This window comes from Psychrobacter sp. AOP7-B1-25, assembly GCF_052376195.1.
Classification (GTDB): Bacteria; Pseudomonadota; Gammaproteobacteria; order Pseudomonadales; family Moraxellaceae; genus Psychrobacter.
In genome coordinates this window covers 1-14,710 of record NZ_JBQSVK010000010.1, presented here as the reverse complement: position 1 = coordinate 14,710, position 14,710 = coordinate 1, and the positions used below count along the sequence as shown (strand labels likewise).

Genomic DNA, 14,710 nt, shown 5'->3' with positions numbered 1-14,710 from the left:
ATGAATAGTTAACTGTTATAGATCTAAAACAACCTTGGCAGCAATTGCTAACTGATAAACAATCTGTGATAGACCGCGCGCAATCTCCACACGCTTAGTTTTAACCTTCGGTAATACCATAATCTCATCACCTTGCTGGATACGATACGCCGTATTGACCACTTGACTAGCACCGTTCTGATGAACCACTAAAATATCTTTCGTATCAGCATTGTCAGAGAAGCCACCAGAGTTGGCTACGTAGTCTCCAACGGTATAGTCAGGATTAAAGGTAAGTGCACCTTGTGCTCGTACTTGACCATTGACTGTAATGACTGACGTTTGGGCTGGTATCTCAATGATATCGCCTTGTTGCAGAATAATGTCCTGCCATGAGTTTGGTACAACAACGATTTGACCATCGGTTTCTACATTACGAGCTTTGGCAACGAACTGTTTGACCAATGCTGCATCATCTTGACGTAATGCTGCTTCCTCACGAGTCGTCGACTGTGTTGCTAAAGTCAGTTCTTCTAAACGATCGAGCGACTCATTAATCATACGTTTTTGTTGCTCAGCAACAGATTCACGATAGATTGTTAAATGCGTCAGTTTTGCTAGTGGACTTGGCTGCAATTGTGGCACGATATCTTTTAGACGCGCACCGTATGGTACGACCATTGCACCATTACCAGTATGCGCACCTTTTACCTGCACAGCGATTGTACCTGCGTAACGATCCGACGTTACGACCATTTGGTCGCCATTATAAACAGGAACGTTTTGAGCTTCACTTAATGAATAGTACTCTGCCGTCTGTGCACGCCCTGCACTGCGAGTAATACTGACGTTAGTGGCATTGGCCGCTGGATTAGACACTTGCAATACATCACCAATAGTCAGATCATTTACATCGAACTCAAAAGTATATTCGTTCTGAACCTCTCCACTGACAACAAACGATTTTTTCTGCGGTGCCACGGTGATGACATCACCATCACGAAAAGAGAAAGATTGCAGTTTACCTGCTAGTAGAAAATCATATAAGTTGACTTGTTGCAGCATTTGGCCATTGCGTTTGATTTGAATATCAATATAACTGCCGCGAGAGGGATCAACACCGCCTGCTCTATCCAAATAAGACAATACCGAGTCTGCTGCGAGACCACCATAATAACCTGGCTGCTTAACGAAACCTGTGACAAATACTTTGACTGGCTGTGCCTGCTCTAATGAAGCATATACACCAACGTTTGAACGATAAATACGATTGACCGCGCTTTTGACCACGTTTTGTAAGTTACCGTTTTGCACACCAGAAATACGCACTGGACCCACGTTTGGTAAGAAAATATTGCCCTGTGGGTCAACGGTCATCGTCGCGGCATATTGATAAGCGCCCCACATTCTCACCTGAACGTTGTCACCTGGATTAATTACGTAGCTGTCATTAAAGGTAGATCCTGACGTTGTCGAAAATGCCCCACGGAACAATTGCTCGCCGAACATCATATCTTGTGTATCAACGTCTTGATAAGGACGAGTAGTATTGATTACTGATTGACTTGGCAAACTGGCAGCATTGACGGCTTCTTGAGTAGTTGCCTGAGCAGGTACGTTGCCAGAGAACGCTTGTGTTGAAGCATTGCTAGTGTTGTTACTAGTACCAAAACTAGATCCAGCTATCTGATTAGCAGCACTGTCTGCGGCCATAGCTGGTAGACTTGTTGCAATCATCGCCAAACTAATCATCATCACGATAGAACGTGGTTTCGTATTCATGAGTTATATTCCTTTACTGATCTATCGATCATTACTGATATCTGGTTTTCAAGACTAGCTACGGTGATCACGAACCACTGCCATCACGAGACGTACAAACCCATAAAGCATCAAAAGTAGCGCAAGCGATGTCCAAATGAGATAAGCTTGACGAGGATAGGTTGCATCTTCGGCTTCGTAAGGCGTTGAAATCACAATCAAATTTTTCATCTTTTTGAAAGCTTCTAGACGCGATTTTTCAAGCGAAGACAACGACAATTTGTATAACTCGGTAGCAAAATCCACATCGGCTTTAATGGTTTCAAACTGTACCGCTTGGCGGTTTAGCTTAGTTGTATTCGGTGAAGTCAACTTGGTCTGTTCTTGAGTGATTTGCTCTCCAACTGCCTTTATCTGACTTCTTAATGAAACGACTTGCGGCGCATCTGGATTTAGGTAGCTGAGTAACTGACGCTCTTCGGTACGCAACGAACTTAATTGCGCTTGCAAGCTACCAATTAACTGATTAACGATTTGCGCATTGGCTTGTGGATCATAGATTTCATTTTCATTCTGATAGTTTAATAGCTGCTCTTTGGCGTCATTTAAGCGCTCTTCTGACTCGTCTAGCTGCGTCTCTGCAAATGCTAACTGATCGCGAGCCACTTCTTGTGAAATGCGGTTCACAAACTGTTCAGACTCACCTAAAATCGCTTTATTTAGCTCAAAAGCATATTTTGAGTCAAATCCTTCCGTTGATACCGAAAGTACATAGCTCTGCTCGTCAAGATCAATGTGAACCCTTTTTTTGAAGTACTCAAGCAAATCCTCTTGCGAAGCATTTGGATCAATCTCATAGATAGGATCTGACCCATCCACATAATATGATTCACGAAATTTGAACTTGTTGTCTAGGCGCTTAACCATATCATTCGACAAGATGTATTCCGTCAAATAGGTCGCATCTTCTTTGCTTGTACTATTTACGCCCAGCAGAGCCGATATCCCGCCACCAGTAGCTGCACTAGAGTCACTGACCTGCTTGACCACTACATCTGCAGTCGAAACGAAGCGTGGATGAGCAAGGGTCATCACATAAAAGATAACGAGTATCCAAGGAAGGATCACCAAGCCGATAAACAGCGAGAAGTTAATTATCTTACTTTTTTGCTTTGTGGATATGCTTTTCATAAACCTCAATCGCTTCCGTTGTATCGTCAAACACGTGTGCGGTTTGATCCATTAATACAATACCAATATCACAGTTTCGTTTGATATCACCAATATTGTGCGACACTATTAAAAATCCAGCTTGTGCTCGCCGCGCAGCCAGTATCTCCTCACTACGCTTCCGAAACGCTGCATCACCCACAGCCCCAGCTTCATCTAGCATGTAGTAGTCAAAGTCAAAAGCCAAGCTAAGTCCAAATGTTAATCGAGCTTTCATTCCTGATGAATAGCTTTTAACAGGCATGTCAAAGTAATTACCAATATCCGCAAACTCTTCGACAAAACGTATTTTTTCATCGATATAAGGGCCACTTGAATATAATCGGCAGACAAAACGAACATTTTGACGCCCTGTTAAGCTACCCTGAAACCCACCTGCCACACCAACTGGCCATGAGATAGTAGAGTCGGTAATAATCTCCCCATGGTCGGGTTGATCAAGTCCACAAATAATACGTAGCAGTGTCGACTTCCCAGCACCATTACGGCCTAATAAACCCACGCTTTTTTTATCACCAATGGTTAAATTCAAGTCTTTAAACAAATAATGGCGACCATTTTTTGTCATAAATGACTTTGAAACGTTTTTAATTTCGATCATTGGCTCACCTTTTCTATCTTTGAATCCGTAACTCACCATATGACATTAACGAGATCGGATCATGTCACGCTCAGCATATTTATAAAGTAGCAGTCCCAAAAAATTGACCACAAACATCCACTCTAAAAAATACCAAATATTAATATGATAGGCTGGATAATTGGGCGCAAAAGCATGCCTCATTAGCTCGATATTATGAATAAAAGGGTTGTATAGCAAATAACTAAAATACGGCTCTGGGATAATATGAATGGGGTAGATAATACCAGAAGTAAAATACAATATAGTAAACAGTATGGTGATGACCTTACTGATTTCCCCTCCATAATATCCAACGACCATCATGATTAACGCGACACCAAAGCTAAATATAAAGAGCGTTATCCAACAAAACAGCACAATGTGCAGATTCTCTAAATTGGCGTAAATATCAAAAAAAGCTAAGCCTAATAGCAATAATATGGACGTAAAGAAGTAAATAACCAGCTCTAAAAATGAACGCGCAATAATCACATCGATATGTTTTATCGAGCGATACATCAGTAGACCCTTGTTTGCATCGACAGCCCCTAGCGCTCTGGTTGCTATCTTTTGAAACATTCGAAAAGGAACCATTCCGGCGACTAGAAATAAGGAAAAATCCATACCTGGTACTAGACGTTCTCTAATAGCGCCAAATATCACTAGAAAAATTAGAACCTGAAAAAGCACTTCAAGGGGTGCCCAAAGATAGCCCAAACGATAACCACCAAAGCGCGTCTGTAGCTCACGCATTAGCAAGGCGTGAAATGCTGCACCCATGACTTTTAGGCCACTGCGGTGCTTAATGGGACGATAAGGGGGTAGTTGGACAGACATGGCGTTACAGGACTTTACCGAAAACAGCCCCTATGATAAGTAAGCGCGACATAAGTTACAAGAATTAATCTGTATATAGACGGATAAACCTATGATTTAGTAAGAAATCTGTAAGTAATTGGTTCCTAAAACGTTATGCAACAGTTACAGTTAGTTTATACAACACTTTATTTCAGGCAAAAAAAAACCAATCTCGATAGATTGGTTTTTTTAGTACTGCTATATATGGTGGCGATGAAGAGACTTGAACTCTTGACCTCACGATTATGAGTCATGCGCTCTAACCAGCTGAGCTACATCGCCATTTGAGGCTGCACATTATGCCCAAGCTGCTGACTGCCGTCAACCCCTAATAGGCATTTTTTGCAAAAAAAATGAATTTAATTCAGATTAATTGCAACAATTACTACAATAAACGATAAGAAAGGTTTGGTAAACCGATAAGCCGGGTTCTGTCGTGGACGATCATTCCTCTAGGCGTATCATCGCTAATACGCTCAAGCAACCTACCCGCATCGAACGCGGGCCGCGCCATGCCGATGCCTATTTGGTCTTGCTACGCGTGGAGTTTACCATGCCGTGAGATGTTGCCATTCACGCGGTGCGCTCTTACCGCACCCTTTCACCCTTACCGATAATACCCTAAGATACTAAAGGCGGTCTACTCTCTGCTGCACTGGTCGTCAAGTTACCCTGCCCAGCCGTTAGCTGGCACGCTGCCCTATGTAGCCCGGACTTTCCTCCCCTGCTCATCTGTTGCCAGTGTGCAGCGGCGATCGCCTAGTCTACCAAGCGCGCTAGTATAGCAAACTTATGACAGTATGCGGGTGTCTTTTGAATTTATTTTTGAGGACAATAACAAATGGGTTAAACGAAATTTTCTGGCAGTATTTCAACATTGCCAACCAGATTACCTTTTAGACACGGAATCTGTAACCAATGCGCTTCGGGATAATGACTGTCTAAGTACTTTCGTAGAAAATCAATAGTGCTATTTGCGATCTCAGTATCCGTTTGCTCAGCATCATCGTGAATATGATTGTAAATTACGCTATGTACCATTAATCCACGCGATTTTATGGCTTCTAAACTCAGCAAGGTGTGATTGATACTGCCCAATCGACCAGAGGTGACCAAGACGATAGGATAGCTTTGCTCGGCAATATAATCTAACGTGAGTAAGCTCTCTGTAATTGGCACAAGTAAGCCACCTGCACCTTCTAGTAGTATCACATCATACTGTACCTGTAATCGCTTGGTGGCATTAGTAATAATATCAGGATCAAGTGTTTCTTCTGATAACTTAGTAGCCAGATGAGGAGACGCTGGCTTCTTATAACGATGAGCACAAGTCGTAAAATCAAGGTCACATGGCTGTAGTGGAATATCCATAAGTTGACGATGAGTAACAATGTCATCAGCGATATTCATCTCACCATTATCTGGATTGATCGATACGCCCGTTTGTACTAGCTTTTGAGTAATAACTTTTACGCCTTGCTGCATAAGTGCTTTAGCGAGCAACCCAGTAGCATAAGTTTTGCCAATATCGGTATCGATACCAGAGACAAATAAAACACTCATGATTGACCTCGGCTGTCTAAATATGTCCGCACAACTTTTAGCAGCGATTGGCATAAGGTAGTCAGCTCATCATCCGTGATCACATAAGGCGGCATAATATACACCAGCTTTCCAAACGGTCTGACCCAGATACCGTTATCGATCAATAAAGATTGAAAAATGGGCATATCGACTGCTTCATGCAACTCAATCACAGCGACCGCGCCCAAACAGCGCATTTCAGCAACACCTTCTAATGACGCGGCTGGTGCTAGCTGCTGCTCCATAACGCATTGCATATTTGCAGTGCGCGCTTCAATGTCATAAGACACAATTAAATCAATCGAGGCACACGCAACTGCACAAGCCAATGGATTGCCCATAAAGGTTGGGCCATGCATCAGGGCTGGATAATCACTATTATGAATGGTATCGGCAATATGACGAGTACATAGCGTTGCGGCAAACGTCATATATCCACCCGTCAGCGCTTTGCCAATAGTCATGATATCAGGACAGATAGCTGCATGCTCACACGCAAACAGCTTACCACTACGACCAAACCCAGTGGCGATTTCATCTGCAATCAATAGCACATCATGCTCATCACACAGTTGACGAAGCAATTGTAGATATTCAGGACTATAAAAACGCATTCCGCCTGCGCCCTGAATAATTGGTTCAATAATGAAGCCCGCCAGCTGCGCGCCATATTCTACAAAAAACTGAGCTAATGTTTCACTCTCATCTACTGTCAATGCGCGCTCAAAGCCAATTGATGGTGCAGGAACAAAATGCTGCATCGGTAACTGTTTGCCATATAGACTATGCATACCATTGACAGGGTCGCAGACACTCATGGCATGCCACGTGTCTCCGTAATACCCTGAATGGGTTGATGCAAACTGCTGCTTAGATGGGCGCTTGGCAGCTACTTGATATTGCAACGCCATTTTTAGTGCCACTTCCACGGCAATACTACCACTATCTGCATAAAAAATCGCATCAAGTCCAGCAGGTACAATATCGAGTAATTTTTTGCCCAAGTCTATCGCCGGCTGATGGGTCAACCCACCAAACATCACATGCGCCATTTTACCCAACTGCTTGGTGAGCGCTTCATTCAATTTGGGATGATTGTAACCATGGACGCTCGCCCACCACGATGACATACCATCAATCAGGCGCGTGCCATCTTCGGTAATGATATAAATACCTTCAGTGCGATCGATAACGATATTAGGATAAGTAGGTGGCAGGCTAGCGTAAGGGTGCCAAAGATGTTGCTGATCGAACTCGCTTGCTACTTGAATGGGTTTGGTGCTCATGGTTTCCGTGGTCATCATATCATCCCTAAAACGCTGTAAATCCCAGCGTCATTAATCACTCATAAATTTTTTATTGACCCGTAATACGTTTGTATTTAGATAACAGATCATTTTCAGTCTCGACATGATTGGGATCGTGAGGAATACAGTCAACTGGACAAATTACAACGCATTGTGGCTCGTCAAAATGTCCGACGCATTCTGTACATAAGTCAGGGTCGATGACATAGATATCATCCCCTTCTGAGATGGCTTCATTGGGGCAAGCAGGCTCGCACACATCACAGTTGATGCACTCATCAGTGATTAATAGTGCCATGAACTGTTCCTTATATTTTCGCTCGTATTATATATATCTGGCTACTTTTGACTGTTTTAGCAAGTGCTAGCAAGATATTTTTTATTCAGTATCTTTGATACAGCACTTTTTATTTGATATTTAACTTTTCATCAAAAGCTTGTAAGACACAGGGTGGAACGAATTTATTAACGTCACCGCCAAGCTTGGCAATTTCGCGAATCATGGTAGATGAGATAAATGAGTAATTTTGAGATGGGGTCAAAAATACCGCCTCAAAGTTTTCATCAAGCTCACGATTCATATTAGCTAGCTGAAATTCGTACTCAAAATCTGACATCGCACGCAAGCCACGCAAAACTGCCGTGGCGTTTTTTTCACGCATAAAATCCACAAGCAGCCCTTCAAAACCAATCACAGATACCTGAGGTAAATCTGCAAACACGGTTTCGACCAAAGCTACTCTCTCTTCAAAACTAAACAAGGGCTTTTTATGATGGCCTGAGGCAACGGCAATGACTACCTCATCAAATAGTTTGGTGGCGCGTGTGACCAAATCTACATGACCGTTGGTAATAGGATCAAAGGTACCAGGATATAGGATTTTGGTATGTAATTTTGAGGAATTGGGAGAAATAGAGTGACTCATAGCATGACTAATATAATCGGTAATAGTAGGCTGTATGCTAGCAAATTTTGCTCAAACTTAATACTTATCTGCTACATTTGTCCTAACAGCTGATTTACCTTTTCACTAGAGGCTTTGATACAATAGGCAGTTCGACTCATCCATCTTATGATCGAAATAAAAAACTATACTATTTATTGGATTAGGATGAGGAATTAGTGGGACTGATTAAATAAGGAGCCTGCGTTTTAGGTCATCTTTATGGAGAAATTATGTCAAAAAAATCAAAAAAACCAGATAATCAGATTTGCGCCAATAAAAAGGCGCGTCATGAGTATTTTATAGAAGAAACCTTTGAGGCAGGATTGGCATTACAAGGTTGGGAAGTAAAAGCCATTCGTGCAGGAAAAATGACCATCACCGAAGCGTACGTCATATTCCGCAACAACGAAGCCTTCTTGTTTGGTGCTCATATTCAACCATTGATATCGAGTTCAACGCACGTTAGTCCAGACAGTATTCGCACTCGTAAATTGCTGTTGAACCGTCGTGAAATCGAAAAACTATCTGGGGCAATCAATCAGAAAGGTTATGCCTGTGTGCCGCTATCTTGCTACTGGAAAAACTCACTGGTGAAATGCCAAATTGGCCTAGCATTAGGTAAAAAGCAGCATGACAAACGCAAAACGCTAAAGGATCGTGACTGGGAACGTGATAAGCAGCGCGGTTTCAAACAGCATTTAGATTAATTAGTATTCATTTAATCTAAATAGAAAAGGACGGCTCAGTATATATTGAGCCGTCCTTTTCTTGCCTATAACATTCTATAAATAATCATTTTGAACGCTAGTTGGTAAAAATAGACTTTATAAGACAGTAATGCTTTATAAAACTCAACCACCTAATTTATTGTGCAACTTGTTCTTCTAAAGACAATCTTGTCTTTCTACTAGCTTGACGCAATTGCCTAACACCATGAGCAATCAAACACGCAATCCCCAACCAAATCAAACCGTAGCTATAAATCATCGCTGACTCAAACGGATTACCTAATACGGTCACTGCCAAAATAAATAACAACGCTGGCTCCAAATAGCTCATCATGCCATAGACATTGACTGGTAGCATTTGACTGGCATCGATGTTGGTCTTCATCGCTAGCACACTGAGCACACCCAAACCTATTAGCATCATAATAAAGAAACCAGAGCCGCTAACCAATGCCAAACTACTAGGCGCAAAAAAGAATAAGTAAGCCAAAGCAAAAGGCACAAATATCGTCAAATCAACCAATAATCCAGTCACGGCACCGATACCCTGCAAGCGGCGTAAAATGTAATAAACAGGATAAGTGCCACACACCCATAGCGTTGCCCAAGAGACGCTTTGCGTACGGACGATTTCGCTACCCACTCCCAACGCGGCAAAGGCTACTGCCAACCATTGCAAACGGCTTAGTTTTTCGCCAAAAAATACACAGCCAAATACCACCATCATTAACGGGAATAAGAAGTATCCCATTGCGGTTTGCACACCTTGCCCATTGACTGGCGCCCACATAAATAACCAAAACTGGCTAAGAAATATTGGTGTAGGTAATAGCAGCCACGCCCATTGCTTAGAGCCTTTTAGCACTCTTAATTTATCAATGTGCAATCCTAGACGTCCACTTACCATTAAGTATCCTACCAACGCTGCCCACATCGCAAGCATACGCCAGATAAATACTTGCGTCCCTGACAACGGTGCTAAAAAACTGCTATACGCATAAAGTACGCCAAACAGCACATTGGATAATATGGCAAAAGACACCCCTAATATCAGTGTACGTTGTTGTGCGTTACCTGCCGTCCAAACCGCAGGTAATGGCAAACGTGAAGCAGTCGTTGCTAACGTATTAGCGAATGCATTGGATAGCATTGAGATAGACATGATAAGCACCGTAAATATTAATAGATGGTAGAAAACCAATTGTTAGCTCTTACTTTGTAAGTGGCTCTGATTGGTATGGTCTATTTTACTAGGGTGCTTTGATATAATATCTCTATATAAGTATATTTATGAATAAAATTATCAATCAGGTATTATATAAATGATTATTTTCTTATATTGAAATTATTTTTGATAATATTTATGAAATACACTAAAAAATCTAATACTATTGAGGACGTCCTGACATGAGCCATACGTTAGATAATACTGATAAAGCTATTCTGAACTTGCTACAGGATGATGCGACGTTACCGCTTAAAACTGTTGCAGAGCGAGTACATGTATCCATTGCGACGGCGCAGCGGCGAATACAAGCGCTGATAGATAGTGATGTGATTACCAAACAAGTAGCTATCGTCAATCCTGACAAAGTAGGCTATGGTCTGACAGCAGTCGTGATGATAGAGATGGAGCGCTCTAACACCTCAATGCAGCATCGATTTGAGCGTTTAATGGACGCGCAATCACGAATCATGAGCTGCTATGAAGTATCGGGCGATTTTGACTTTATGCTGATGGTCAATGCAAAAAATATGAGCGATTATCATCAGTTCACTCGTAGCTTACTGACTTACGAAAATAATGTACGCAACTTCAAAAGTCAGTTTGTGATGAACTTCACTAAGAGTGGAACCAAAATCACCCTAGATTAATTATAATTTATCAGTCTCAGCTAAATTTACCTATCATATGGCAATTGATAATGAGTAGCTAAGTTGCCTCTAAACCCTGTACGATATCCCTAAATTTTCGTTGGAAATTAAAATCCAACCACTCTTTTATAAGTCCATTTTTTAGACAAGGAAGCCCAACCATGACTGACCACACAAACGCTGCTAACAAAAATACGCAAGCGCTACTCAAACGATCAACCCCCAAAAAGGTAATGGCAGGCGCTTTGTTTGCTACAGTACTAGCTAGCTCAGGCTGTGCTACTAGCTCACTATTAGATGATAACGGGCATGTCACTACAAACACGACAAAGCAGATACTGTCTGAAGATCAAATTGTTGCCTTTGGTCGTCCTGCACAGGTGTTACCAAAAATGCCAAACGCGTCGATGGTTATCGTGGGTGAAAAGAACAGCTACGTCCTCACTCAAGGTGGGACAGAGATGGTGAACTTACTAAGTAATCTGTCTCAAAAAAATATACAAGTGGATAACGACATGAGCTTTCATGTACCCAGTAATAATGGGTATTTTCAAGGTAAGATGAAATTGTCTTATGCCAAATTAAAAGATGAGTTTAAGCGCTCAGACTATCAGTTCTTTTTACAAAATAACGGTAAAGAATGCACTTCAGAAAGCGATCAACGTATCAATGCTCAGCGCTTCTGTTTTAGCGTTCCTGTCAGAGGCGCTATCTATCCGCAAGTTAGTAATTTAGGTTTAATACAGTCAAGCTATCGCGCTTTGACCAAACCATATACGGTGAGCTTCTACACAGAGACTCAGCAAGATGTCGTCACTCGCAGCGGTCCAAATGGCGCGCAAAAGTTAGTACTGCTACCCTTTGCACTTGCTTTTGACGTGGTTACTTTCCCACTTCAGCTATTAGACTAGATAGTATGTTTTGAGGCACTTTATAAAGGACACGTTACCGAAAGGTCTTCCGTACTCAACCGTAACGTGTCCATTTAATATCTTAAAATAACTTTTCGACCAGTTTTTTCGGGTAGCTTTGTTTAGCTATTTCTGCCGCTTGAAACATCATCTCATCTGCTTCGACAGGACCAGCAACATCGCACAAACACACATAGGCTAGTTGCATCAAGTTATTTAATAGATGCTCGTTGTCTGGTACAAATGGGCGATTTCCTTCCAAAAACTGACTAATATTGAGGTGATGCCCTTTGAAGGTGCGTTCTTGCGAAACAGTTTGGTGCATCGTCAGAAATAGGTTGCGACTTTCTATTTCTGATAACTGACTGCGCAGCGCTTCTATGACGGTATAAAATGCTAAAACCAGCTCAGAGACAGCTACTGGCGCTTTGATTGCTTCGTTATGACTATTGTGACCATTATGACTATCAGCCTCAATGGTCTGCTGACTGCCCGATTGCAACGTATCCCAAAAACCTTTACGAATATCAGACTTATGAGCTTGTAGCTCAGGATAGCGCCTTGTCGCATCCAAGACGCACTGTTGCATCATTTTTACAGAGACAGTCGAGTATCGTTGCCACTGCGATTTAAGCAGTCTCACCTCTTCAGGATGTAGATATTCGGCAAGCACCTCTGCCATCGCAGTCACAGCTTGGTCTACGGATTGAGTATCAATATTCATCAGCTCTCTCTCCTATAAATGCCGTTCAGTTAAACTCTTAGAATCAAACATTTGTTTTTGGAACTCAGGGTAACCAAGCTCTGCATGCTCGGTATAATCAAGGCCGCGCTGCTCATGTAAGCGGCTGGCTTTTAATCCGAAGCTTAGATCAATCAACTTATACATAATTAGACCCAGTCCCAGCCCCCAACCTAATGCTACGCTAACGCCCAAGGCTTGAACACCGAGACGTGATAAGTTAAATAAATCCCCTGTATAAAATAATCCTGCGGCGAGCGTACCCCATGCCCCGCCAAAACCATGTACTGCAACTGCCGAGACCACATCGTCTACCTTAAACTTTAATAGCAATTGCGATGATAATATATAAACGACAGAAGCAACCCCGCCGATAATAACGGCAAAGACAGGCGTCGTAGTCGCGCAGCCTGAGGTAATCGATACCAAACCAATCAAACTAGCGTTGACACTATCACTCAGCAAAATGGCTTTATTGAGTGTCCGAGAGATAAGTATGTAACACACCACAGCGCTCACTGCAGCGACAAATGTATTGACTGCGATTAAGCCAATGTTGCCAGTAATAGACAACGTCGAACCAGCATTAAACCCAAACCAGCCAAACCATAAGATAAACCCACCAAGTGCTAGCAATGTCATATTATGACCTGCGATTAGTCTTGGTGTACCATCAGGTGCAAAGCGGCCCAATCTTGGGCCAATAACTAAGATACCTGCCAACGCTAACCAACCACCGATAGAATGCACGACGGTAGATCCAGCAAAATCGATAAAGCCAAGCTCAGTTAGCCAGCCCGTGCCACCAAAATAACCACCCCATACCCAGCTGGCAAATACGGGATAGATAAACAAACAAATCAAACATGCAGCGACTGCGTAGCCGATAAAAGAGACGCGCTCTGCCATCGCACCACTAGCAATCGTCACCGCTGTCGCTGCAAACATCATCTGAAAAAACATCAACGCCCAGTCCATATTGGATAAATCGACTGGCATAAAATGATCTGTACCGACAAATCCTGAATTATTGGTACCCATCATGAGCCCGAAACCAACTAAATAGAATGCCAAACCGCCGATACACATGTCGGTATAGTTTTTCATCATCACGTTTACGGCATTCTTTGCGCGTACGGATCCGCTTTCAAGTAGAGCAAAACCTGCCTGCATAAAGAATACCAGCACCCCGCCCCAGATAATCCACGCGATATTCTGATATTCGAGCAACTGTGCCACTGTCAATGTGTCGGTATCAGCAGCTTGAGCGTTACTCATTGCTGCAAACAATAATGTACTCAGTAGCAGCCTATTACTCAGCGAGGATTTTAATAGTTTTAATAATATTCTTATCGTGTCTAGTCCAGCAGACGATGCTCTCATTTTATCTCCAAACACTTATCTAGCTATTTAAATGTTATCGATGCACTATTTTTACTCATTCATGCACACAAATAAGTCCTAACAGGGTTGGAGCAAAACCTGTGCCAAAACCTACTATTAAAAATTCAGGAAAGCTATAAATATAAGATAACAAATGACCAGTACCAGGCTAGTTAGTATTTTGATAATTATGCTTGCGAAGAGATAGCTATAAATCAAACTAAAAGATAAATAACGCTTAAAAAATATTTTAAAAAGCTAGAGTGTGTCATCAATCGGGTTATAGGGACTAAAGTGAGAAAAAATTAAGATAAACGAAAAAGAAATTGCCGTTGATATGATGGTTGTACTTAAGCTGTTTTTGTCATTAACTGGCTCGGCTAATAGCTTACTTTGCATGAGCAGTTTATCTTATGCTATCAATAACTTATCATTAATCACTCATCATAGAATAGGTCGCATAGTGAAGACAATTCATGTTAAAATGAGCGCTTTTAAATTCGCCTTTATTATTACTAGGTAATAAGGGACGTATTTTTAGTGCCATTTTTCTAATTAACAGGTCCGCCCATGTCAGCCGATACCATCGCCCGCACTGCCTTTAAACAAGGCACCAAGCCACTTTATGATTATGACAAACACTGGGCGAGCTGCTATGAGCCAGCGCCTTATCTACCGATGAGCCGCAAAGAGATGGACGATCTAGGCTGGGATGCTTGTGATGTTATCATCGTCTCAGGCGATGCTTATGTTGATCACCCAAGTTTTGGTATGGCAATTATC

15 protein-coding genes, 1 tRNA gene and 1 other RNA gene are annotated in these 14,710 nt (G+C 42.1%); 4 read left to right on the top strand and 13 right to left on the bottom strand.

The features are described from left to right. Positions 1-15: 15 nt before the first annotated feature. The 10 genes from ACT3QR_RS09240 to coaD form a co-directional block, all read right to left on the bottom strand. Positions 16-1,761 (bottom strand): polysaccharide biosynthesis/export family protein, encoded by a 1,746-nt coding sequence (locus ACT3QR_RS09240; protein ID WP_444521060.1) that lies wholly within the window; start codon positions 1,759-1,761, stop codon positions 16-18. A 54-nt stretch (positions 1,762-1,815) separates the two neighbouring features. Beyond that, positions 1,816-2,931: a capsule biosynthesis protein gene (locus ACT3QR_RS09235; protein WP_444521059.1), complete on the bottom strand. Its 1,116-nt coding sequence runs from the start codon at positions 2,929-2,931 to the stop codon at positions 1,816-1,818. Then, entirely contained in the window at positions 2,900-3,571 is a 672-nt protein-coding gene (locus ACT3QR_RS09230; protein WP_444521058.1) for an ABC transporter ATP-binding protein, read from the bottom strand. The genes ACT3QR_RS09235 and ACT3QR_RS09230 overlap by 32 nt, the downstream gene beginning before the upstream one ends. 45 nt (positions 3,572-3,616) lie before the next feature. Further along, entirely contained in the window at positions 3,617-4,429 is an 813-nt protein-coding gene (locus ACT3QR_RS09225) for an ABC transporter permease (RefSeq protein ID WP_444521057.1), read from the bottom strand. Positions 4,430-4,655: 226 nt separating this feature from the next. Next, a tRNA-Met gene (locus ACT3QR_RS09220) sits at positions 4,656-4,732 on the bottom strand. A gap of 122 nt (positions 4,733-4,854) precedes the next feature. Next, an RNA gene (gene rnpB / locus ACT3QR_RS09215) (RNase P RNA component class A) lies at positions 4,855-5,221 on the bottom strand. A 75-nt stretch (positions 5,222-5,296) separates the two neighbouring features. Continuing rightward, a complete protein-coding gene (gene bioD / locus ACT3QR_RS09210; RefSeq protein WP_444521056.1) occupies positions 5,297-6,013 on the bottom strand; it encodes a dethiobiotin synthase in 717 nt (238 codons plus the stop codon). After that, the gene (gene bioA / locus ACT3QR_RS09205; protein ID WP_444521055.1) at positions 6,010-7,338 is read right to left on the bottom strand and encodes an adenosylmethionine--8-amino-7-oxononanoate transaminase; all 1,329 of its coding nucleotides are present in this window, start codon (positions 7,336-7,338) and stop codon (positions 6,010-6,012) included. The genes bioD and bioA overlap by 4 nt, the downstream gene beginning before the upstream one ends. A 52-nt stretch (positions 7,339-7,390) precedes the next feature. After that, positions 7,391-7,639: a YfhL family 4Fe-4S dicluster ferredoxin gene (locus ACT3QR_RS09200; protein ID WP_444521054.1), complete on the bottom strand. Its 249-nt coding sequence runs from the start codon at positions 7,637-7,639 to the stop codon at positions 7,391-7,393. A 109-nt stretch (positions 7,640-7,748) separates the two neighbouring features. Then, positions 7,749-8,267, bottom strand: a complete 519-nt coding sequence (gene coaD, locus ACT3QR_RS09195) for a pantetheine-phosphate adenylyltransferase (protein WP_444521053.1) — start codon at positions 8,265-8,267, stop codon at positions 7,749-7,751. 251 nt (positions 8,268-8,518) lie between these two features. Here coaD and smpB point away from each other — a divergent pair, with 251 nt between their 5' ends. Next, positions 8,519-8,995 (top strand): SsrA-binding protein SmpB, encoded by a 477-nt coding sequence (gene smpB, locus ACT3QR_RS09190; RefSeq protein ID WP_444521052.1) that lies wholly within the window; start codon positions 8,519-8,521, stop codon positions 8,993-8,995. A 157-nt stretch (positions 8,996-9,152) separates the two neighbouring features. Here smpB and rarD read toward each other — a convergent pair whose 3' ends face one another. Further along, complete coding sequence (gene rarD, locus ACT3QR_RS09185) at positions 9,153-10,178, bottom strand: EamA family transporter RarD (protein WP_444521051.1); 1,026 nt, start codon at positions 10,176-10,178, stop codon at positions 9,153-9,155. A 245-nt stretch (positions 10,179-10,423) separates the two neighbouring features. Here rarD and ACT3QR_RS09180 point away from each other — a divergent pair, with 245 nt between their 5' ends. Then, complete coding sequence (locus ACT3QR_RS09180; protein WP_444521050.1) at positions 10,424-10,891, top strand: Lrp/AsnC family transcriptional regulator; 468 nt, start codon at positions 10,424-10,426, stop codon at positions 10,889-10,891. A 161-nt stretch (positions 10,892-11,052) separates the two neighbouring features. After that, complete coding sequence (locus tag ACT3QR_RS09175) at positions 11,053-11,802, top strand: hypothetical protein (RefSeq protein ID WP_444521049.1); 750 nt, start codon at positions 11,053-11,055, stop codon at positions 11,800-11,802. 82 nt (positions 11,803-11,884) lie between these two features. On the opposite strand, the gene ACT3QR_RS09170 is transcribed toward ACT3QR_RS09175, so the two are convergent. Together ACT3QR_RS09170 and ACT3QR_RS09165 are read right to left on the bottom strand one after the other, a co-directional pair. Next, positions 11,885-12,526 (bottom strand): hypothetical protein, encoded by a 642-nt coding sequence (locus ACT3QR_RS09170; RefSeq protein WP_444521048.1) that lies wholly within the window; start codon positions 12,524-12,526, stop codon positions 11,885-11,887. 12 nt (positions 12,527-12,538) lie between these two features. Continuing rightward, entirely contained in the window at positions 12,539-13,822 is a 1,284-nt protein-coding gene (locus ACT3QR_RS09165) for an ammonium transporter (RefSeq protein WP_444521118.1), read from the bottom strand. Positions 13,823-14,497: 675 nt separating this feature from the next. Between ACT3QR_RS09165 and ACT3QR_RS09160 the strand changes: the two genes are divergently transcribed. Beyond that, the coding region (locus tag ACT3QR_RS09160) for a hypothetical protein (RefSeq protein ID WP_444521047.1) at positions 14,498-14,710 on the top strand (213 nt) is incomplete at its 3' end.